The 23,874-nt window shown below is 35.2% G+C and carries 17 protein-coding genes; 16 read left to right on the forward strand and 1 reads right to left on the reverse strand.

The window, feature by feature from the left end; genetic code table 11:
* Positions 1 to 33 precede the first annotated feature (33 nt).
* The 5 genes from dnaK (at position 34) to ACFS3A_RS03660 (ending at position 5,129) form a co-directional block, all read left to right on the forward strand.
* Positions 34 to 1,917 (forward strand): molecular chaperone DnaK, encoded by a 1,884-nt coding sequence (gene dnaK, locus ACFS3A_RS03640; RefSeq protein WP_115886724.1) that lies wholly within the window; start codon positions 34 to 36, stop codon positions 1,915 to 1,917.
* A gap of 206 nt (positions 1,918 to 2,123) precedes the next feature.
* Positions 2,124 to 2,678: a helix-turn-helix domain-containing protein gene (locus ACFS3A_RS03645; protein ID WP_330913309.1), complete on the forward strand. Its 555-nt coding sequence runs from the start codon at positions 2,124 to 2,126 to the stop codon at positions 2,676 to 2,678.
* Positions 2,675 to 3,931 (forward strand): tyrosine-type recombinase/integrase, encoded by a 1,257-nt coding sequence (locus ACFS3A_RS03650; protein WP_379823972.1) that lies wholly within the window; start codon positions 2,675 to 2,677, stop codon positions 3,929 to 3,931. Before ACFS3A_RS03645 ends, ACFS3A_RS03650 begins: the two co-directional genes overlap by 4 nt.
* An 86-nt stretch (positions 3,932 to 4,017) precedes the next feature.
* A complete protein-coding gene (locus tag ACFS3A_RS03655; protein WP_379823974.1) occupies positions 4,018 to 4,680 on the forward strand; it encodes a hypothetical protein in 663 nt (220 codons plus the stop codon).
* Positions 4,681 to 4,787: 107 nt separating this feature from the next.
* Positions 4,788 to 5,129 (forward strand): helix-turn-helix domain-containing protein, encoded by a 342-nt coding sequence (locus tag ACFS3A_RS03660; protein ID WP_330913312.1) that lies wholly within the window; start codon positions 4,788 to 4,790, stop codon positions 5,127 to 5,129.
* 179 nt (positions 5,130 to 5,308) lie between these two features.
* Here ACFS3A_RS03660 and ACFS3A_RS03665 read toward each other — a convergent pair whose 3' ends face one another.
* Positions 5,309 to 5,473, reverse strand: coding sequence for a winged helix-turn-helix transcriptional regulator (locus ACFS3A_RS03665; protein ID WP_379823975.1), 165 nt, complete (start codon positions 5,471 to 5,473; stop codon positions 5,309 to 5,311).
* A gap of 576 nt (positions 5,474 to 6,049) precedes the next feature.
* Here ACFS3A_RS03665 and ACFS3A_RS03670 point away from each other — a divergent pair.
* From ACFS3A_RS03670 to ACFS3A_RS03720, 11 genes are all read left to right on the forward strand, one after another.
* Entirely contained in the window at positions 6,050 to 6,199 is a 150-nt protein-coding gene (locus ACFS3A_RS03670; RefSeq protein WP_330914418.1) for a hypothetical protein, read from the forward strand.
* Between the two features lie 149 nt (positions 6,200 to 6,348).
* Positions 6,349 to 8,085, forward strand: coding sequence for a family 43 glycosylhydrolase (locus tag ACFS3A_RS03675; RefSeq protein ID WP_379823976.1), 1,737 nt, complete (start codon positions 6,349 to 6,351; stop codon positions 8,083 to 8,085).
* 1,636 nt (positions 8,086 to 9,721) lie between these two features.
* Complete coding sequence (locus ACFS3A_RS03680; protein ID WP_379823977.1) at positions 9,722 to 12,067, forward strand: hypothetical protein; 2,346 nt, start codon at positions 9,722 to 9,724, stop codon at positions 12,065 to 12,067.
* A 116-nt stretch (positions 12,068 to 12,183) separates the two neighbouring features.
* Entirely contained in the window at positions 12,184 to 12,561 is a 378-nt protein-coding gene (locus tag ACFS3A_RS03685; RefSeq protein ID WP_379823978.1) for a hypothetical protein, read from the forward strand.
* Positions 12,562 to 12,764: 203 nt separating this feature from the next.
* Complete coding sequence (locus tag ACFS3A_RS03690; RefSeq protein ID WP_379823980.1) at positions 12,765 to 15,221, forward strand: glycoside hydrolase family 3 N-terminal domain-containing protein; 2,457 nt, start codon at positions 12,765 to 12,767, stop codon at positions 15,219 to 15,221.
* A 205-nt stretch (positions 15,222 to 15,426) separates the two neighbouring features.
* Positions 15,427 to 17,742 carry a glycoside hydrolase family 3 C-terminal domain-containing protein gene (locus ACFS3A_RS03695; protein WP_379823982.1) on the forward strand — a complete coding sequence of 772 codons (2,316 nt, stop codon included), beginning with the start codon at positions 15,427 to 15,429 and terminating at the stop codon, positions 17,740 to 17,742.
* 183 nt (positions 17,743 to 17,925) lie between these two features.
* On the forward strand, positions 17,926 to 19,659 hold the full coding sequence (locus ACFS3A_RS03700; protein ID WP_330913013.1) for a family 43 glycosylhydrolase: 1,734 nt from the start codon (positions 17,926 to 17,928) through the stop codon (positions 19,657 to 19,659).
* A gap of 253 nt (positions 19,660 to 19,912) precedes the next feature.
* Positions 19,913 to 21,361 (forward strand): glycoside hydrolase family 30 protein, encoded by a 1,449-nt coding sequence (locus ACFS3A_RS03705; RefSeq protein ID WP_379823983.1) that lies wholly within the window; start codon positions 19,913 to 19,915, stop codon positions 21,359 to 21,361.
* Positions 21,362 to 21,451: 90 nt separating this feature from the next.
* Entirely contained in the window at positions 21,452 to 22,393 is a 942-nt protein-coding gene (locus tag ACFS3A_RS03710) for a hypothetical protein (RefSeq protein WP_379823984.1), read from the forward strand.
* A gap of 289 nt (positions 22,394 to 22,682) precedes the next feature.
* Positions 22,683 to 22,883, forward strand: a complete 201-nt coding sequence (locus ACFS3A_RS03715) for a hypothetical protein (RefSeq protein ID WP_379823985.1) — start codon at positions 22,683 to 22,685, stop codon at positions 22,881 to 22,883.
* Between the two features lie 147 nt (positions 22,884 to 23,030).
* On the forward strand, positions 23,031 to 23,837 hold the full coding sequence (locus ACFS3A_RS03720) for an alpha/beta hydrolase (RefSeq protein WP_379823986.1): 807 nt from the start codon (positions 23,031 to 23,033) through the stop codon (positions 23,835 to 23,837).
* The last annotated feature ends 37 nt before the right edge of the window (positions 23,838 to 23,874 follow it).

A 23,874-nucleotide genomic window follows, 5' to 3' on the forward strand; every position in this document is an offset into this window, starting at 1 on the left:
ATAAAATTAAATCAAAAATTAAATATATAAAAAATGGGTAAAATAATCGGAATTGACTTAGGTACGACGAACTCTTGTGTTTCTGTAATGGAAGGTAACGAAGCAGTTGTTATCCCTAACGCAGAAGGAAAAAGAACTACACCATCTATCATCGCTTTTGTTGAAGGTGGAGAAATTAAAGTAGGTGATCCTGCAAAAAGACAAGCAGTAACGAATCCTACAAAAACGATTGCTTCTATTAAACGTTTTATGGGACACACTTTTGCTGAAACTCAAGATGAGGCAAAAAGAGTTCCTTACAGTGTTGTAAAAGGTGACAACAATACACCACGTGTGGATATTGACGGTCGTTTATACACTGCTCAAGAATTGTCTGCAATGACACTTCAAAAAATGAAAAAAACTGCTGAAGACTATTTAGGTCAAACTGTAACTGAAGCGGTTATTACTGTTCCTGCTTACTTTAACGATGCGCAACGTCAAGCTACAAAAGAAGCTGGTGAAATCGCTGGTCTTAAAGTTATGCGTATCATCAACGAGCCAACTGCTGCTGCACTTGCTTACGGATTAGATAAAAAAGGAACTGATCAAAAAATTGCTGTTTACGATTTAGGTGGAGGTACTTTTGATATCTCTGTTCTTGAATTAGGAGACGGTGTATTTGAAGTATTGTCTACAAATGGTGATACTCACTTAGGTGGTGATGACTTTGACCAAGTTATTATTGACTGGTTAGCTGACGAATTCAAATCTGAAGAAGGTATTGACTTACGTTTAGATCCAATGTCATTACAGCGTTTGAAAGAAGCTGCTGAGAAAGCTAAGATTGAATTATCATCTTCTGCTGAAACAGAAATCAACTTACCTTACGTAACTGCTACTGCTTCTGGACCAAAACACTTAGTGAAAAAATTATCTAGAGCTAAATTTGAGCAATTATCTGATACTTTAGTAAAACGTTCTATGGAACCAGTTGCTAAAGCATTAAAAGATGCAGGTTTATCTACATCTGATATCGACGAAGTAATCCTTGTAGGAGGTTCTACTCGTATGCCAAGAATCGCTGACGAAGTGGAGAAATTCTTCGGTAAAAAAGCATCTAAAGGTGTTAACCCTGATGAGGTTGTTGCTATTGGAGCTGCTATTCAAGGTGGAGTTTTATCTGGAGATGTAAAAGATGTATTGTTACTTGACGTAACACCTCTTTCTTTAGGTATCGAAACTATGGGTGGTGTATTGACTAAATTAATCGAGTCTAACACAACTATCCCAACTAAAAAATCTCAAGTATTCTCTACTGCTGCTGATTCTCAACCATCTGTTGAAATCCACGTATTACAAGGAGAAAGAGCTATGGCTGCTGATAACAAAACTATCGGTCGTTTCCACTTAGACGGTATTCCACCAGCACCAAGAGGAGTTCCTCAAATCGAAGTAACTTTCGATATCGATGCTAATGGTATCATCAAAGTTTCTGCAACTGACAAAGGAACTGGAAAATCTCACGATATCCGTATCGAAGCTTCTTCTGGATTAACAGCTGAAGAAATAGAAAAAATGAAAAAAGATGCTGAAGCTAACGCTGATGCTGACAGAATTGCAAAAGAAAGAGCTGAGAAATTGAACGAAGCTGACAGTACTATTTTCCAAACTGAATCTCAATTGAAAGAGTTAGGAGATAAATTGACAGACGATCAAAAAACAGCTATCGAATACGCTTTAACTGAATTGAGAATGGCTCACCAATCTCAAGATCTTGATGCAATCCAAAAAGGATTAGACAATGTAAATGCAGCTTGGAAAACAGCTACAGAAGCAATGTACGCTCAAGGTGGTGAAGGACAACAAGCTGCTCCACAACAAGAGCAGTCTTCTGGAGATAACGTTGAAGACGTTGAATTCGAAGAAGTGAAATAAGTACTGATTAATATCAGTTAATATTAAGTGCTAAACCGCTGTAAACATATTGTTTACAGCGGTTTTTTCTTTTTTGTTATTTATTATTTGTGTTATTTTTTAATCGTTTTTTATCATATATTTGTATCACATTTGTACCGGCACTTAAAAGGAGATGAAGTGGCACTTATGTATACTTATGGTACCTTAAATAGGAGATATGGGCGATGAAAAGAGTAAATAAACAATGTCTTTTGTGCGACGGGGAATTTCTGCCCAAAACTGTGGAATCTGTTTACTGCTCGGCTATATGCAGTAAAAAAGCATATAAGCAGAAGATCAAGCTGAAAAAAAAGGAAGCGGAGCTCAAAGCGATAATAGATAAAATTCCAGAGGATAGGGCGTTTATTTCTGTCCCAGAAGCTGGCATGCTTTTTGGCATTGCCAAAAGAACCCTCTATAGGCTTGTCGACCAGGGAAAAATTCCGTCAGTCAATTTAGGAACCCGTCTTGTAAGGATAGACCGGAGCATCATGGAAGGGATGTTCGGCCCTGCCCGCAGCCTTCCGAAGGCTGAGAGCGTACCGAAGAGAAAATTATACAGCTTTGAAAAAGAAGACTGCTATTCCATTGGCGAGATAGCTGCAAGGTTTCAAATTTCTGAAGGTTCTGTATACAGCCATATCAGGAAATATTCAATCCCAACCAGACAGATCGGAAAGCATGTATATGCTCCCAAAAGCGAAATTGATAACTTGTATAACGGAAATGATTTTATATGAAACAATTAGCAAAAACCAAGGTAACTGTGCGTCTTCGAAAAGCAGAAGACCGAAAAGAATGGTATGTTTACATTGAAAGCTATCCCGTTAAGGTTTCCGGAAAGAAAACTCCCCAGAGAATCCGTGAATATTTAAACAGGTCCGTAACATCTGTGGAGTGGGACAAAAAGAGAACTGCCCGTACAGATTCAGAAGGTGCAAAATCCTATAAACCCAAACGCAGTGATAATGGAATAATAATATGCAGAAGCGAGAGCGACCGTGAAGTGATGCTGTATGCTGATGGAGTGCGTAAAATACGGCAGAAAGAATACGATAATACAGATCTGTTCAGTGATTCTGAGACTCTTTTAGCCGAACAGAAAGAGAGAGGAAAAGAAGATTTTATTAAATACATTGCTGCTACTGCGGCTAAAAGACACGCCCGAAGCTCAAAATCTGTTCAGATCCATTGGGAGCGAACCAAAGAATTTTTAAAAAGCTATTCGGCAGGCAGCTTGATTTTTTCTCAGATCGATAGCAGAATGGCGGAAGATTTTAAACTATTTTTATTGGCAGCTCCGTGCGGAGGAGGCAAAAAAGGGATTATTTCGAGCAACACCGCAGCTACCTATTTTTCCGTTTTTAAAGCTGCCTTGAAACAGGCTTTTATCGACGGATATTTAACTGTTGATTTATCTTCAAAAGTAAAAGGGATTCCGGAGCAGGAATCAAGACGCGAATATCTTACCATTGAAGAATTGAACACGATGGCATCCAGACCATGTGAAAAAGATGTCCTTAAAAGGGCTGCGCTTTTCTCAGCGCTTACAGGTCTGAGGCATTCGGACATCCAAAAGCTCCGATGGAAAGAGATTAGTCTTGAAAACGGAATGGCTAAACTGCATTTCACTCAAAAAAAGACAAAAGGTGTTGAATATATGCCTATTTCTGAGCAGGCTTTGCAGCTCTGCGGAGAACCGCGACTTCCCGAGCAGCTTGTTTTTGAGGATTTGACAGACCCTTCTTGGATTTCAAGACCTTTGAAAAAATGGGTCGAATCTGCAGGCATTAAAAAAAATATTACCTTCCACTGCTTTCGCCATACATTTGCAACACTGCAGCTGTCGAGCGGAACAGACATTTATACGGTAAGTAAAATGCTGGGACATACCAACGTAAAAACTACTCAAATCTATGCAAAAGTAATAGATGAGAAGAAAAACAAGGCTTCGCAGGCAATACAATTGGAATATTTAAAAAACAAGTCGTAATGAAAACAAAATACCTTGAATATATTGTTATTTACCTGTCTGTTTTTTTAGTCTGCATTTTTATTGGTGCAATCACAAGATTTGTATTGCTGGAAATAGGTGCTGATGATTATACGGCCGGTGTATTTTTTTGGATAAGCACTGGATTTGGAATTTTGCTTTTTGCTATTTTAAGTTTATTTCTTAACGATTTAGCTGAGAAATTACTGAACCGTTTTTTGAAGGGTAAAAAAAATGAATTGCCTCGAAGCCGCATTCCAAATGAAGAACATGTAAAAATAGAGGAGGAGCGACAGGATGCTTTAACTAAACCCTGTTTGTCTGAAAATAAAAATGCAGTCATTGATATTGAATGGATAAGGGAAGAGCGGCAAAATGCAGCCAAATATCAAAAACAGGCAAGAATTGATCTTGCCATCCGTTATGCACAGCAGGAATTCGCGCTGTATGCGTCGGATGATGATCTGAAACAATTGGGTAAGAATATAATCATATATGCTGAAGACATAAATTTCGAAAAGATTAAACCGGTCAAAGTAAAAGATCTGTCCAATCTCGATCTTTATCATTTTGGTTGGAATATCTGGAATTGTTTTAAAGTCAGCAGGCAGGACAGAGCCGCACATTTTTTAAAACTGACTTTTGCTGGCGCTTTAAAAGATGTTGAAGAGAACAGCATCAAAACGCATCTCAAAGATGACGAACAGAAAGGGCTTATAAAGATTATGGAAGATTTTACAGATTTTTAAATGCTGATAGTTGTAAAACACTGTGTTTTTCAAGTGTTTCTGCTGTGACGAAGGACACAGCAAAAACACTTTTTTCATTTGCACCATAACTATTAAAAACGATTGCTATGGATGTAAATGAAATCTCTTTTGAGAACCTGCCCAAAGCAGTAGCGCAGTTAGTGAAAGAAATTGCCGAGATCAAACTTATGATTCAGAATGTACAGGTATATGAATCTAAAGACAAAAGTATTCCTATTGGCATTGAAGAAGCAAGCCAGCTGATAGGTAAAGCAAAGCCTACAATTTATGCTCTTGTAAGGCAGAGAAAAATTCCGTGCTATAAATACGGTAAAAAGCTGTATTTTTTTGAAGAAGAACTTTTAGAATGGATTTCTAAAGGGAAAAAGAAAACAATACAGGAAATCGAATCAGAAGTATTGAAATATAATCATAATCGAAATAAATAGAGTGATAAAAGCCGGCAGTAAGCCTTTTATCACTCCATTAGATCATTAAGAAGCATTTAATATAAAGCGATAAGTTATCTAAAGAAAAATACAACATATCTTTTTTCTTTTTCTATACGCTTTAAAATAGTTTTTACGCCTGCGTCCCGACATTTCAAAAATATAAACGAATGGAAAAATTAGCCAACATACTCAACTCCACATTTATACAATTCATTAATAATTGGTTCTAATTTTTTGCCTTTTGTAGTTAAGGGATATTCTACAGTAGGTGGTACAGTTGCAAAAACTTCTCTAATAACAATTCCATTTGTTTCCATATTCTTTAATTCCTTTACCAACAAGAGCTGAGTTGATGTTTAAGATTTTTTAAGCTTTCCATTTTTTTAAATGTTCTTAATATTATTAACTCAGGGGTAGACTAGCATAATGTAAAAAATAACGCAGACATCTAATCGCTGTATTCGGGCTGTTGGTAAATTAAATAAAGGGGGCTGAAGTAACAAAATTTCCCGCCTTTTCCACTATTAAGACCAGTGATAATCACATCTACTAAAACAGTTTTATTCTCGTTTCTGCAGATTAAAGGTCTTTGCCAGAAATCGTCATTAAAACCTTGCATCTTAGCAGGAACCTTTAAAAATATATTATGTGTTTTACTGCTGTGGTAATTCTAGACATATTTATGCTGGAGCTAATGACTTAATTTGATCTGTGTTTTGTAAACAGAGCAGAAATTTTGTATTAATAAAAATTTAAGGGATTAAAAGCGATATAAATATTTTTTTTGAACTTTTTTTATGTAATTAATCTTGGTGTCAAAATAATGGTTATTTTTATTGCCTAAATTAAAGGCAATTTAATCTCTTGTATTTAATAATCAGAGAAAACTAATTATAAAAGACAAATAAATTTAACTTATGAAAAAAATATTTAGTCCTATTGGGTTAGTGATGTTGACTTATGTTGTAATGCTTTTTCCAGAGCAATCCTATGTACAGACAAAGAAGAAAATAAAGTCAGTTACAGGTAGTGCGGTTGATACAATTATAATGAACAAAAAAGAATAAAAAAGTAAAAACGTAATGTTAAATGCCGGCTCTAATCTAAGTCCGATAGCAGTAAATATTTGATTGCCCTTTCAGGACATGATTGTGTTTCAAAATGATTTACCAGTTAATTATAAAACTACACTATAAACAATAATAATTGTAACAAAATGACAAGAAAAATATTTTTAGTACTTCACGTGTTTGCCGTATTTGGGTGGACAATTGCTTATGGACAAGAAACTCCAGCGGCATTAAAAAAACAAAAAACATTTTGTAACCCAATGGATCTTAATTACAGGTTTCAACCCAGGGGAATAAAAGCATTTAGGGAAGCTGCAGATCCGGTAATAACACGTTATAGAGGTAAATACTTTTTGTTTGCTTCCCATTCGGGGGGGTATTGGTATTCCGATAGCATGCTTGACTGGAAATACATTCCCATCAAAAGTTTGCCTATAGAGAATTATGCTCCTGATGTCCTTGTTAAGGGAGATACCGTTTATTACACGGCATCGACCCACAAGAAAGGATACATCTATTATTCTACCAATCTTTTTGAAGACAACTGGAAACCAATGAGTAAGATTTTTCCTCTCACTTATTCGGATCCTCATTTTTTCAAAGATGATAACGGTAAGGTTTTCTTATATTCCGGTTCTTCGGATATTGAGCCGATTACTGTAGTTGAACTCGATGACAATATGCAGCCCCTCGGGGAACCTGTTGCTATGATTGGGCATAATGGTGCTGAGCATGGCTGGGAAACTTTTCTGGACGCAAACAAGAAAGAGAAAAATGGATTTAATGAGGGAGCCTGGATGACAAAATACAATAATAAATATTACCTGCAGTACGCATCTCCTGCTACCGAAGAAAAAACGTATGCCGATGGTGTGTATATTTCTGATTCGCCAACTGGCCCTTTTAAATATGAAACCTATAGTCCTTTTTCTTATAAACCTGGTGGCTTTGTTGGTGGTACAGGTCACAGCTCCACTTTTGAGGATAAGCAGGGGAATTACTGGCATGTATCAACTCTTGTGATTACTAATCGTTCCAGAGTTGAAAGGCGCTTAGGGCTATTTCCTGCAAGTTTTGATAAAGATGGAGTGCTGCGAACCTATACCGCTTTTGGCGACTATCCTACCACTGTGCCCGATAAGAAAATAAATTTTGAAAAAGAGAGCTTATTCAAGGGTTGGATGTTATTATCATACGATAAAAAAGCGAAAGCATCTTCTTTTGTAAGAGAATTTCCTGTTGAAAATGCCTTTGATGAGGATATTCGAACATGGTGGTCTGCCGACAGTGGCAACAAAGGCGAGTGGTTGAGCGTAGAACTGGATAATAACGTAACTATAAATGCTATTCAGGTAAATTTTGCAGATAACGATTCTAACCTTAGATCTGACAGCACTGTAGATCTTGCTTATTGTTACCGGATTTTGGCCTCGGATGACCAAAAATCCTGGCGTGTTGTCGTTGATAAAAGCAATAATACAAGAGATGCCTGCCATGAGTATATAGAGCTGGATGCTCCCTTGAGAGCAAAATATATAAAAATTGAAAACATAAGGATTCCCGATGGAAAATTTTCTATATATGATCTTCGGATTTTCGGAATCAGAAAAGGTAAAGTACCACAAGAGGTTAAAGATTTTGATGTTAATCGAAATACAGATTCTCGCCGGGCTACGGTAAAATGGGCAAAAGACAACTCTGCAACAGGTTATGTTGTTAACTATGGAGTAGAGGTTAATAAACGTTACACATCTTACATGGTTTATAATTGTAATTCGGTAGAACTAACGGGCCTAAATAAAGATCTCCCTTATTATGTTAGTATTGATGCTTTTAATGAATCAGGAATCATAAAAGGAAAAAGAACAGTAATTGTGAAATAGTATAAATTAGACTGTTGTGATGTGATTTTGAAAAATGAAAAATTACCGTAATTAATTTTGAAAATCCAATTGAAATTTAATGTATTGAGCAATAAAAAATAAGTTTAACCCCATCGATAAGATTAAAGAAAGTTTAAAATTAGTTCTGAGAGCATTGATTTAAGAACAAGTGTAAAATGATTAGGTGAAGGAGCATCGAAAACTCGGTTAAAATATATATAATGGATAATTATATGAAAAAACCAATTCTTAACAGGGTATCTGTAGTCTTTTTTATTCAGCTTGGATTAAACTCCTATGGCCAAAAGGGAAAATTAAAGTTGCCTAAGGTGTATTATGGCGATATCACGCCCCGTGGTGTTCCGTTTGCAAAGTATTCTCAAGTTATCAAGATTATGAAATTCCGCAATCGTTAAATTCCGTGGAGCAGAATGCCTTCTATTTATATTGTGGAAATTTTTTATATAACCGCCAAATGAAATCTTGGGCTTTTTCTTTTGGTGCATATGTGTTATGGTAGACTAATACGGTTTTTTAGGGTGTAAAGAAACTTTCTGTCATAGCATTGTCAAAGCAGTTTGCTCTTCCGCTCATCCTTGGGATTACTTATCCGGTTTATTTTAATATAGAAGTAAGTCACAAGCAGGCATATTGCCTTGCGCTGTCCGAGTGGAAGAACTGTTCTAGTTACTCTCCAGAGTACAATTTCGTATTATTTCTAAGAGCCATGATGCTTGTTTCTTTTGCTTTGAACGTTTCGCTTAGCTGCCATAAGATTACCTTGCGATCAAAGAGGTCTATTGCCAGTGCGAGATACAGTCAACCCTCTTATAAAGTGTTATACAGCAGGTCTGCTCTGCTAAGGTATTTCTGCGTCTTTTTTAAAATATCCCGTTCCACTCTGATTTTTTTGAGTTCATTCTGCAGCCTGGTTGTTTTCTATCGGTTTAAATCTGGGCAGTTTCTTGAGTGCAACGTGGGCTTTCTGTTCCGAAAGAGATTTTCCTTTCCTGCAGGCTATTTTTGTTTACCCGCAGCTTATCGGCAACGAGCAACAAGTTTTTACGCTCTAAGCAGGTCTTTAAGGGCCAGACTTTAAAGTCAGTGCTTGTTTTTTCTATTATTTTTCGTCCCGTCAAAAGTTAACTGCGCTATTCTGCCGTTGAGCAGTAAAAATAATGCAGAATATTTTTTAAACTTTTTAAACGGATTTTAAGATAATCCCCCTTAACTTTTTGGGGGTAGCTCCATTGCGCCATTAATCTGCCAAAAACTTTGAAACACTGTAATTTTAGACTTAAAACTAATTTCATTTTACAGTATGAACAAATTCTAAGTAATTATGAATTTGCAACATATTTCTTTTTGACTGATGCGTTAATAATTCTGGATATAATTTATGCTGGTGCTAATGATTTAATTTGATCTATGTTTTAGAAATAGAGCTGAAATCTTGCATTTTGTAAGAAATTGGGATAAAAAAACGATATATGTATTTTTTTATACTTTTTTTTTTAGATAATTAATTTTTGTGTTAAAATAATAATTACTTTTATTGCCTAAATATAAGGCAATGGACTGTTTTGTATTTACGCAATCAAAAAAAACTAATTATATAACCAAATAAATTTTACTTATGAAAAAAATATTTATCCCTATCGGGTTAGGTGTCTTGATTATTGTTGGAGCGCTTTTTCCAGAGCAAACCTATGCACAGACAAAGAAGGAAAAAAAGTCAGCGGCAGGTAGCGCAGTTGATACAATTGTAATGAACAAAAAAGAAGAAAAAAATAGAAATGTAATGTTAAATGCTGGTTCTAATTCAAGTCCGAGATCAGTAAATATCGGATTGCCATTTCAGGACATGGTTGTGCTTGAAAATGATTTACCAGTTAATTATACAACTACACCACAAACGCCTATTGCAAACTGGAGATATGACAGCAGTATCGGCAGGATAGGTATGAATTCTTTTACAGAAACTGCTTTAACTACAGGTAGGGTTGGGATGAGTGTAAGCACCTTTGACCGCGAACCCGGATCTAAATTCAAAGGAATCTTTTCGGTTTACACCAATAGCTTTGGATCTTTGATATATAGTGGTAGTGTATCCGGTCCTATTGATAAAAAAGGCTGGGGCTATATTTTTGATTTCCATGAAACATACGACCGCGGAAGCGGGACAAATCGAATGTACACACCATGGAATGATAGAACAGAAATAATTAAAACAGGTATTACAAAGAAATATAAGAATGGCTTGGTTACCCTTCTTTATAAACATTCTGACTCCTATGCTCAATACAGTAGTAATCAGCCGGTTATTTATAAAGGGAACGGTAAGTTTGTAGAACGGCCTGGTTTTGCCTTAGGCTCGGACAGCTACGTGCTTGCTGATGGAAAAATACCTTACAATGATCCGTTAACCGGTGAATCAACAGTATCAAATTTAGGCGATTCAAAAGCTAATGGAACTCATTCCCAAGCAATTTATTTAATGGGTAATCACAATTTTGGGAATGGTTATAAGTTGAACTATTCTACAATGTACATGCATTCTAAAGCAGCTTTCACAATGCAATATCCGATTAGTTTATTAGTTCTTGATCCAGATCAACAATATAATGAAACAACTAATCCTGGGGGCAATCAGTTTCGCTTACATGGTCAAAGTGCTGTTTATGAAGGTTCTGCTCAGTTAGTAAACAATTTTACTTTATTACCCACGAAGCTGAATCACGAATTCACTAAAATTGAGCTTACTAAAAAATTTGGTAAACATTCTATGAGATTTGTATTCACAAATTTATTCTATGAAAATATGGGGCAAAAAACAGTTAGTGGTATTTATTATCAAACTGTCGAACCCAATCCAAAGCTTCTGGATATGTATATGCCTATGTTAGCATCCTATGGAATGAATACACAAATTACAGATAAAAATGGACTATTACCAGTAAAAGGCGGTGACTATTTAGAAATTAGAACAAATAAGTCAGCACTTTATTTCTCCGATGATGCTAAATTAACAAATTGGCTGTCTATGGGAATTGGTGCCCGTATTGAAAAACAAGATGATAGAGAAACGCATGATCAATATATTAATGATTTTGTGCTAGGTAGGCCTCTAATGACCAACGACTTTAAGAATAAATTTAATCATGTAGCTCTTGCCAGTTTTGTAGCCAATCTAACCTCTAAATTCGGATTTATGGGAGATGTAACCTATATCGATTTCTATAATCGATTTTATGATTATCCGGATAATCAAAAAGATGAATTAGGAGTACCAATAGAAGGAGCACAGACAACTAAAATTATTCAAAACCAGATTCATATTTATAATTATGGTGCGGGGGTTTTTTGGAATCCCAGCGATAAATTTAGTATTACTTCAAAAATTTGTTCAATCAAAAAAGATAATAATACTGCTAATTTAGATGTAATTAATTCGGAAAATCAAAAACAGGTTGTCCCAGTCAATTATAATATTAGCACTCTGGGTCTAACTACGGATTTTAATGCTCAGCCATTTAAAAATTTTAATCTCCATTTTTTGCTGACAATTCAAAATCCAGAATATCAAAATTATGTAGTAAATCTGCCAGGAAAAACTTTTGATTACAATAGTAAGAGCGTTCCTGCCATATCAAAAGTGCTGATGGAAATTGACCCAAGTTATAAATTGGGAAGTTTTAGACTTTGGGCTAGCTTACGTTATTTTGGAAAACAGTATGGCAATCTTACAAATTCATTTGAGTATGCTCCTTGGTGGGAAAATTTTGCAGGAGTTGATTATCGTTTAAGCCGCAACGTTGATTTTAAATTACAAGTAGTCAACTTTTTGGATCAGAAAGGGATAAATGGTTCGTTGCAAGGAGCTGATCAGATTGAAGATGCAACTTCTTATATCGGAAGGACGGTTGTTGCCGGAGGTATGCGACCACGTACTATTGAGTTTACAGTTAATTTTAAAATATAATAAGGAATAAATTAATCAATATTATTAACGTATCAAAATTCTTTACTCATAATGAAGAGTTTTGACGGTTAGCTTGGAGTTAAAAAGCAATCATTAAAAATTAAAAATTAAAAATTATGAAAAAGTTAAGTGTTTTTATTGCTGCTACAGTATGCAGCTTGGTATTTTCATTCAGAGCTAATGCTCAAGCATCGGAATCTAAATTTGTTGGTAAATGGATTCTTCAGGATACATCTAAAGATGATAAGAATTTTATGTACATTACCAGAGATGGTGAAAAGCTTGGGGGTTATTTTACAGGAGAAAAAGGTGAGAATAAATTGATTTTCACAAAGATTGAAGAAAAAGAAAATTCTATGACTTGTTATTTTAGCGCACAAGGGTATGATTGCTATCTTTTTCTTGAGTCAAAAGATGAAAAACATCTCGAAGGAACTATGATGGATATGTTTGATTATAAAGCTACCCGAGTCGAAGAAACTGACAAAAAGTAATAAAATATAAAGGGCGATTTGATCATTGCCCTTTATTAATCGTTTTTGTTTCTATCTCTATAGAAATAATATTTACAATCCGATAATATAATTAAAAAGAAATCTAAGTCAGTCAATAAATGATATTTATGTGATTTAAATTGCTGATTGGTATTTTCTTATTAATGAATTAGAACTTTAAATGAATTTTATACTTTTTTGAAATGAAAAAAAATATAATAATATTAAGCTTAGTATTTTCAATAGTTCAATTTAATCTCAATGCACAGCATTCAAACACACCATTATACATTACTGTTGCAGGAAAGAAATTTGTTGACTTAAATAAAAACGGAAAACTTGATAAATATGAAGATACTCGTCTTTCAATCGATGTTCGGCTGAATAATATTGTTTCCCTAATGACAAGCGAAGAAAAGTGCAATATGCTGCTTGGTATGGGGATGTCAGGTTATAATGGTGTCATACCGATTGTTGGTTTTGTTGATAAAAGCAAGGTGCCTGGTTCTGCTGGTCTAACTTATCCGATACCCAGATTGGGTATCCCGTCTGTTGTATTGTGCGATGGTCCTGCCGGACTGCGAATCTCGCCGAAGCGTTTTGATACTGATAAGACTTTTTATTGTACAGCATTTCCAGTAGGCACCGCATTGGCTTCCACATGGAATGAAGAATTGGTAAAAAATGTTGGTAAATCTATTGGTAACGAAGTAAAAGAGTATGGAGCAGATGTACTATTAGCCCCGGGATTGAATATCCAGCGCAACCCCTTGTGTGGCCGTAACTTTGAATATTATTCAGAAGATCCGCTTGTGTCTGGTAAAATTGCAGCTGCTTATGTCAACGGGGTTCAATCAAACGGAGTTGGTTCAACAGTCAAGCATTTTGCGGCAAACAATCAAGAAACAAATCGTTTTGGAGTAAACGAGCACATAAGCGAAAGAGCTTTGCGCGAAATCTATCTCAAAAGTTTTGAGATTGCCATAAAAGAGTCGCAGCCATGGGCAGTCATGTCTGCTTATAACTCAATAAACGGAGAATTTGCTTCCGCAAGAAAAGATCTTTTGACAGATGTGCTACGTTCAGAGTGGGGATTTAAGGGGGTTGTAATGACAGATTGGCTTGGTGGTTATCCAAGCTACAAAGATATTGTTAATAAAAAATTCTCAAGTGATGTTGTAAAGCAAGAAACGGCAGGTAACGATTTGTTAATGCCGGGTATGAATTCACAAAAAAATGCTATGCTGGATGCTTTTAACAACGGGAAATTATCTCGCGAAATAGTGGATCAGAATGTAAAGAGAATATTGAATTTGGTTTTCAAATCACAGGTTTTTACAGACTATAAATATTCAAACTCTCCAGACCTCAAGGCACATGCCCAAGTATCTCGAAATGCTGCAAATGAAGCCATTACATTACTTAGAAACAACAGCCAAACACTGCCTTATACTACTTTTTCTGCTCCCGTTGCAGTTTTTGGAGTTACTTCCTATAACTTATACGCAGGAGGTACCGGTAGCGGTGATGTAAACAAAGCATATGTGGTATCGCTTATTGAGGGACTGAACAATGCGGGGTTTCAGCTTAACAAAGAAGTAGTAGATAGCTACACACCATATTTATTGAAACTAAAGCAGGAGAGTGATCTTAAAACTAAAGAAGGAGGTGGTATGCCAACACAATGCTTTGCCATTCCTGAAATGGATGAAGATCAAGATTATTATAATAGAGCTGCTTCAACATCGCAAATTGGTATTATTACTTTAGGACGAAATTCTGGAGAGGGTTTCGACCGTGTTCTGGAAAATGATTACAATCTGACCATAAGTGAGCTTAAACTAATTGACCAAGTTTCCAACGCATTTCATGCAAAGGGCAAAAAGGTTGTTGTTATTCTTAATGTTGGAGGTGTAGTTGAAACCGCAAGTTGGAAAGATAAGGTCGACGCAATTCTACTTACTTGGCAGGTAGGCCAGGAAGGTGGTAATGCAATAGCTGATATCCTATCGGGAAAAGTTAATCCTTCTGGTAAACTTCCAATGACTTTCCCTGTAAATTATACAGATCATGCTTCTGCTAAAAACTGGGTAATCAACACAAAGGTAAGTTTTGATGGAAAAGATACAACTCAGCAACAAGTTAGTTATGAAGAAGGTATTTATGTAGGTTATAGATACTTTAATACATTCAAGGTAAAACCGTCATATGAGTTTGGATATGGTCTTTCATACACAGACTTCTCTGTTTCAAATATGCAGTTAAGTAATAAGGCTTTCGCCGGTAAGATCACTGTGACAGTGGATGTTAAAAATACAGGTAAATTGGCTGGCAAAGAAGTTTTACAGCTTTATTTATCAGCTCCATCAAAAGAATTAGACAAACCGGCAGAAGAACTCAAAGCATTTGCTAAGACCAAACTGTTGCAGCCGGGCGAAACGCAAAAGGTAAAATTATTTATAGATGAAAGGGATTTAGCTTCATATGATGAAAAAACTTCTTCATGGATCGCTGAGGCAGGAATTTATAAAGTATTGATAGGCACTTCGTCTCTCAATATTAAACAATCAGATTCATTCACCCTAAAAGCAAATACAGTAGTTGAGAAAGCTCATAAATCTTTTGCTTTAGATATAAAGTTAGATGAATTGAAAAAGTAAATACAACATTCACAAAAATGTCTGTCGTTTTTTAAATGTTTTTTCGACATTTTGAAAAATATTTATTTGAGAGTGTGAATCTATAGTTTGTAACCCAAAAAATAAATATATTTTTTTGGGTTACAATTCACTTATTGTGAATGTGAAATCTTAGTATAGCGACTAATGTTGATTAATGCTATTAATATTAAAAAATAAACTATTTATGAAAAATAGATTTTGTCTGATATCGTTATTTCTGGTCTCTATTTTTTCTTTTAGTCAAGATAACATACAATCCAAAACATTGCAGCTTAGAAAAAGTACGGTGAAACAAATTGTAGCAGTAATGACTTTAGAAGAAAAAGCCAGTTTGGTTGTTGGCGTAGGGATGCCTGTTGTTTCTTCATCGAATGAGAATGGAATAGTTGGTAATTGGGACGGCAAAGTTCAAGGTGCTGCCGGAGGCTCTAAAGCTTTTCCAAAGTTTGGTATTCCGGGCATCATCATGGCTGATGGCCCTGCAGGAGTAAGAATTGATCCTATTCGGGACAATGATAAAACTAAAACATACTATGCTACTGCCTGGCCAATTGGAACATCGCTGGCATCAACCTGGAATGCTGATTTGGTGAGGAATGTTGGTATTGCTTTTGGTAATGAAGCAAGGGAATATGGAATTGACATCATTTTGGCTCCGGGCATGAACATACAACGAAATCCGTTAAATGGAAGAAATTTTGAATACTATTCCGAAGACCCGTTGGTAACAGGTTTCATGGGAGCTGCTATGGTCAATGGAGTTCAGTCTAATGGAGTGGGTACTTCTATCAAACATTTTGCGGCTAACAACCAAGAGACTAGCCGAACAATCATCAATGCCAATATCAGTGAAAGAGCATTGAGAGAAATTTACCTTCGTGGTTTTGAAATAGCGGTAAAAAAAGCACAACCTTTAACAGTTATGAGTGCATACAATAAAATCAATGGTATATATACACCTGAGAGTTATGATTTACTTACTACTATTCTGAAAGATGAATGGGGATTCAAAGGCTGCGTAATTACTGACTGGGGAGGAGGCCGCGATTATTTATTACAGCAAAAAGCCGGTAACGATTTAATTATGCCAGGATCATCAAAGCAGATTGATATTATTGTAAATGCGGTTAAGAATCGTACTCTGGATGTGAATGTTCTGGACAAAAATGTTGAAAGGATTTTAAAGGTTGCTTTGCAAACCCCATCATTCAGAAAATATAAATATTCAGACAAACCAGACCTGAAAACACATGCGACACTTAGTAGAATTGCCGCAACAGAAGGAATGGTATTGTTGAAAAATGATAATTTTACACTTCCAATGAAAGAATCTTCGAAAATTGCCCTTTATGGTAATGCTTCGTACGAAACTATTTTTGGCGGAACAGGTAGCGGTGAAGTTTATGTGGCCTACAGTGTTTCACTGGCTGAAGGACTTAAAACTTCGGGATTTAAACCCTTTGAAGATATTAAAACAAAATATATCAATTACATCAAGCAGGATAAGATTGATTACCCAAAACCAAAAAAAACAGCGGGTGCCGTAAGAATGACGCCTGAAATGAATTTAACCGCCGATGACGTCAAAAACACAATTGCCGGTGCCGACTATGCTATTTATACCATAGGACACAGCTCGGGCGAAGGACTTGACCGAAAAATTGATGGTGATTTTATCTTGTCTGATCTCGAAAAAACATTAATTAAAAATATATCTGAATCAATCCATGCTGCAGACAAGAAATTGGTTGTGGTGATTAATGTGGGTGGAGTTATTGAAACTGCAAGTTGGAGAGATTATGCCGATGCTATTTTAGTGGCATGGCAACCAGGTCAGGAAGCAGGTAATGCCATTTCTGATGTGCTGAGCGGTAAAGTTAACCCATCGGGCAAACTTGCAGTCACATTCCCTATGAAATACGAAGATGTACCTTCGTCAAAATGCTTTCCTGGAACTCCTGCAAAGAAGCCAACAGAGGTAATTTATGAAGAGGGCATTTATGTAGGCTACCGCTATTATAATTCATTTGATGTTAAACCTGCTTATGAATTCGGTTATGGTTTGAGCTATACAACTTTCTCGTACAGTGGATTAAAACTAAGCTCTTCTAACTTTAAAAATGAGATAACAGCTACTGTGAAAATTACCAACACCGGAAAAGCTGCAGGAAAAGAAGTGGTGCAGCTATATCTGAGCGCTCCTGAAAAAACCTTGGAAAAGCCAAGCGAAGAACTTCGTGCTTTTGCTAAAACAAAACTTTTGAAACCTGGCGAATCACAAACTCTTACATTCCAGTTAAACGCAAGAGATCTTGCAACTTTTTACACCGACCAATCATCTTGGATTGCCGATGGAGGAAATTATACCGTAAAAATAGGAGCATCAAGCAGGGATATAAAACTAACTAAACAATTCAGTTTAGCCAAAGATATGGTGGTGGAAAAAGTACATAAGGCGCTGACTCCACAGATTGAGATTAATGAGTTGAAAAAAAAATGAGGTATTTCCTGCCAGTTACAATTGGAATTTTTTTCCTCTGATTGACATAATACTTAATCCTCGCTGTTGAAATTTAAGGGAAGGGGCCTGTGCAGATGCCTATGTTGGCGGCAAATTAAATGTTCTCTTTTAGCAGAGATTTATTTCAGTGAATATAAAAAAACAGAATTAAAATTAATTATAATGAAAAACCGAATTTCTTTATTCAGTCTGTTTCTCCTTATTGGATTAGCAACGTCTGCACAAAAAAGTAAGTTGCAATCTCAAACTAAAGAAGTTACTTTTTGTAACCCAATGGATATAAATTACAGATTTCAACCCTCAGTAAATGAAACATATTTCAGGGAAGCAGCAGATCCATTAATAACAATTTATAAAGGAAAATATCTTCTATTTGCATCTCATTCCGGAGGATATTGGTATTCAGAGAATATGCAAAACTGGAAATATATTCCTATCAAGAGCTTGCCCATAGAAGATTATGCTCCGGATGTAACCATTAAAGGTGACACTATATTTTATATGGCTTCTAAAATAGGACTAGAGTATATTTATCATACAACTAATCCGTTTGAAGATAGCTGGAAAGCTAAAGATCAAATGTTTCCAATATCAATCTGGGATCCTCACTTTTTTAGAGATGATGATAACAAATTGTATCTTTATTGGGGGTGTTCGAATTTTACACCCATTAAAGTTGTGCAGCTTAATGAAAACATGCAGCCAATTACAGAACCAATAGCTGTTATTGAACACAATATAGAGGAGCATGGATGGGAAGTGTTTCCTTCAACAGGGAAAAAAGAGAAGAAAGGCTTTAATGAAGGAGCATGGATGACTAAATATAATAATAAATATTACCTTCAATACGCATCATCTGGAACACAATTTAAAGTTTATGGGGATGGTGTATACAAGTCTGATTCACCTCTGGGACCATTTAAATATGAACCTTATAGTCCATTTTCATACAAACCTGGAGGTTTCATAAGTGGTGCTGGCCACAGTTCTACTTTTCAGGATAAGTATGGTAATTATTGGCACGTCTCAAGTATGGTAATTACCAAACGCAATGATTTTGAGAGACGACTGGGTTTGTTTCCTGCTGCTTTTGATAAGGATGGTGTACTGCATACCTACACCGCTTTCGGGGATTACCCAACCAAAATGCCAACCAGAAAAATAGATTTTGAAAAAGAGGATCTTTTTAAAGGCTGGATGCTTTTGTCCTATAATAAAAAGCTTACAGCTTCATCTTCATTAGAAAACTTTCCAGTTGCAAATGCTACTGATGAAAATATTCAGACATGGTGGTCGGCAAAAACAGGTGGTAAAGACGAATGGTTGTGCTTAGAACTGGATGATAAGGTAACTGTAAATGCTATTCAGGTAAATTTTGCTGATAACGATGCTAAACTTACCGACAAGAGTAAGAATCTTGAGTACTGTTATCGAATTTTGGCTTCAAATGACAAGAAGTCTTGGAGGATTATTGCTGACAAAAGCAGGAACACCAAAGATGCTTGTCACGAATATATAGAATTGGAAAAGCCGGTAAAAACAAAATATGTCAAAATAGAAAATGTGAAAGTGCCAGATGGTAAATTCTCAATTTACGATTTTAGAGTTTTTGGATTAAAGAATGGTAAAAAGCCGCAAGAAGTAAATAATTTTGAGGTAAAGCGTGATACAGATGCTCGCAAAGCTATTGTAAGTTGGAAAAAAGATATATCGGCTACTGGTTATGTTATAAACTATGGTGTAGATAGCAATAAACTTTACACTTCTTACATGGTTTACGACAGCGATTCTGTAAAACTCACTGGATTGAATAAAGGGGTTTCTTATTATTTCACTATAGATGCCTTTAATGAATCAGGAATCTCGAAAGGTCAAAAGATAATAATGGTAAAGTAAGTTGTTTTTTTACAAATAATAAACAAGACTTATGCATTTGTAATGAACGTGTTAACTAAGAACTTGGAATTCAGTTTTACGGAGACAGCTTACGCAAATAATTATTTTGTCAGCAATACACGTTTTCCCAAATGTATTGGTTATGGGGGTACTGTCTGAGAAACTCAGTTTGCCTTATATATATACATATATATAATTGAAAATTATTTATAATCGAAATACTGTTATATATGTTAATTCTAATATAAATTTTATGAAAAAAGTAATTATTTTATTTATGATACTTCCTATGGTATCATTATATGCTCAAACAAAAATAAGTTGGGTTACAACCACGCAAAAGGAACAATGGAAAGAACAGAGAATCCAAACTTCACACCAAATATCAGGTTCATCTGATGTGGAGGTTGAAGTTAATAAACCCCAACAAACTATTGAAGGCTTTGGTACTTGTTTCAATGAACAGGGCTGGGTCTCTTTGAGCTTTTTAAGCCCTAAAGAAAGAAATAGCATTTTTCGTGAATTATTTGCTCCCGGAGTTGGAGCAAATTTTACTATTTGCAGAATGCCGTTAGGTGCCAACGATTTCTCAATGAATTGGTACTCTTATAATGAAACGGATGGTGATTTTGAAATGAAAGATTTTAATATTTCCAATGATTTGAAAACCCTTGTTCCTTTTATAAAAAATGCTCAGAAATACAATCCTTCTCTTCGTCTATGGGCTTCTCCATGGTCACCTCCAACATGGATGAAGTATAATCATCATTATGCAGGTCTGAGTGTGCTTGGTAATAGCAAATTACATATGGAAAATATGGGAATAGACATGCGTGGAATCAACAATGGTTTAACAAAGGATAAACAAGGAAAAGAAGGAACTGATATGTTTATTCAAGAAGAAAAATATTATAAAGCCTACGCTTTGTATTTTGCCAAATTCATTGAGGCATACAGGAAGCAAAAAATAAAAATTGGCATGGTAATGCCCCAAAATGAATTCAATTCATCTACAGTTTATCCAAGTTGTACCTGGACACCTGAGGGTCTCACAAAATTTATCTCTTTTTTAGGACCACAGATGCAACAACTTGGTGTAAAAGTATATTTTGGAACTGTAGAGCGAGCAAATGCAAAGCTTGTTGAGCCTTTACTGACCAATCCGATAAGCAGTAAATATATTCAAGGTGTTGGATTTCAATGGGAGGGGAAAGATGCAATGTCTATTATTCACAAACAGTATCCCGAGCTTACACTTTATCAATCAGAACAAGAGTGTGGTAATGGTAAAAACGACTGGAAGAATTGTGTCCATTCATGGGATTTAATGAAACATTATATAAATGATGGTGCTAATGCGTATATGTACTGGAATACTTCTTTAAAGACAGATGGGATTAGCAAATGGGGATGGAAGCAAAATTCACTTATTACTGTAGACTCATTAAACAGAACATATAAATTTACCTATGAATATTATCTGATGAAGCACGTGAGTCATTTTGTAAAGCCGTCTGCAAAACTTCTGCAAACAACAGGTTCCTTTACGAACATACTTGCCTTTATAAATCCAGATAAATCAGTAGTACTAGTTGTGCAAAATGAAACAGATCAAGATAAAGAGGTTAGGATAAAAGTCGGAGAGCAAACTTTTAGCCCATTGTTAAAAGCAGATTCGTTTAATACTTTTTTATTAAAGTGATGATTGTGGACGGTTAAAACTATTGTTATTGAAAGTTTCAAGATTTCTTATTGAATAATAAAAATCAATAAGATATAAAATTTTAAAAATATGGATTCAATTATGCTTTTTGGCTCCCATATATCTTGGGTTGTTACAGAATTAGTATCTTTAATATTATTTTTTGTGTGCTTAAATCATATGTCTAAGCAGCAAAATGCTATTCATAAGTTGATGGAGTATTTTGCTTTTATTATTCTGGCAGGGATTTTTGAAAATATTGGAGTTTATGTTAATGATTATGTTTACGATTTACATAGATATATGATGATAGGTAAGGTTCCTTTGGAGGTCCTTATTGTGGAAGCTTCGATTCTCTATGCAGCATTTTTACTTGTAGATTATCTGAATATACCAACTTGGAGCAAGCCTGTGGTAATAGGCTTTCTAGCATCTGTGCAGGATATAAGTTTAGATCCATCAGCGGTATATGATATGTATTTGTTAGATGGTAAAATGTCAGGTCAGTGGAATTGGACATTTAGATATGACGGAGGAATTGCTGGTATTAAGTATCAAAATTTTTCAGGCTGGTTTACCATGATGATGTTTTTTGCCACCTCAGTATATGTTGGAAGATGGTTGTATGAAAAATACAGTAAAGAGAGTATCGGATTTTCATATCCATTTGTAGCAATTCTTACATCACTATTGCTGATAGTATCACCAGTAAATGTTTTCCTTATTGGAGCTACTCCAATATTTCCAATGAATCAGGAAATGCCCGGTCTTGTAATGCTGATATTTAAATATTTTATTGCGATTGTAATATTAATTAAATATAGAAAACGTTTGATTCCTATCGATTTAAAGAAAGATAAACTTGTCTATATAATACCAATAACATTACATTTATTTGATGTAGCGTTGGCAGTAATATTAGGCATCAAAAAAGCTTATGCTCCTGCTGTTATTGTTACAATTATTCATTTTTTATATCTTTATTATCTTTATAATAACTCTAAAAAGTCTTTAGTTGTAAGTGCAATATAATTTTAAAAATTATAACGATAAGTATTTGATGAAAAGACTATTAGTATTTTAAATTCTCCTTAATCGATATTGGAAACCTCTCAGCTTTACAAAGCTGTAGAATGAAAAATTGAGATAAATGATCGATAAGATAGAAATAAACTTCGGTGTGAAAACTATCCAGCTTCTAAGGGAACAAAGGGATCCTGAATGGAAAAGTAACTGTATTGAAAGACATTTGTATTTATCGGGATAATGATTCTTTAGGAGTAGCTGCAGAATTATTTTACCAAATTTGGATGCTACTGAAATGACATACAAACTTACTGGAAATACAACGATTGTCGGAATTGGAAATGATATTGCTGCCGATATGTCGAGCATTCGGCAAAACCTCAACAAAGTGTATGAAGGAAAAGGGTGGCTTATTGTTAGGCCTAAAAGTTTCATAGCAAAGAGTGGTCTTAAAGCTAATGTACTGGATTTCCAGAAAGTTTTATTGAAATCATGATAAAAATAATTAATAACAAGTGCTTTGCTTAAGTAAAGCATGAGAGTCAGTTTATATTATTCATACCTGATAGATTTTAAAACACTATTGGGTATTCTATTTTATTAAAAATATTTTAGAACTGTATAAACTCTTAAACATTATAGAATGAAAAAAACATTTGTAATTATTGCACTTTTTGTGAGTGTAATGGCAGTCAGAGCCCAAGAATACCTGACAAAAAAGGATATCAACTATTATTCAGAAGCGATTTGTATTAGTGACAGCTATATTAAAAGAAAATGTGTCTTGGACGTTTATTATCCGATAGAAGGCAAAAGCCTGGGTACAATTATTTGGTTTCATGGTGGTGGCCTTACAATGGGTAAAACAGAAATACCGGATGCCTTGAAAGGTCATGGTTACATCGTGGTTGGGGTTGATTATAGATTATCCCCCAAAGTAAAGGCTCCTGCATATATCGAAGATGCTGCAGCGGCCACAGCTTGGGTTTTTAATCATATAACTGAATTTGGAGGAAGCACCAATTCTATTTTTATTTCAGGACATTCTGCCGGAGGTTATTTAGCTTTAATGATAACACTGGATAAAAGTTATCTACACAAATATCAGATTGATGCCAATAATATAGCGGGAATTATACCTATGAGCGGTCAGGCTATATCTCACTTTACTATTAGAAAAGAAAATGGAATTGAGCCTCTTCAACCAACTATCGACAAATATGCTCCTCTGTATTTTGTGAGAGCAGATGCTCCACCAATGCTTCTTATTACAGGAGATAGAAAATTGGAATTATACGGCCGCTATGAAGAAAATGCTTATTTAGCACGTATGATGAAACTCGTTGGAAATAAAAGCACTACATTGTATGAGCTGCAGGGTTTTGATCATGGCATGACAATTCCGGCTTTCCCTCTTTTGTTGAAATTTGTAAAAAAAAACAAATTGTAGCTTTCGTTGATTTAACATGTTCTTGAATGTCTGATTA

The organism is Flavobacterium notoginsengisoli, assembly GCF_042686225.1.
Taxonomy (GTDB): domain Bacteria; phylum Bacteroidota; class Bacteroidia; order Flavobacteriales; family Flavobacteriaceae; genus Flavobacterium; species Flavobacterium notoginsengisoli.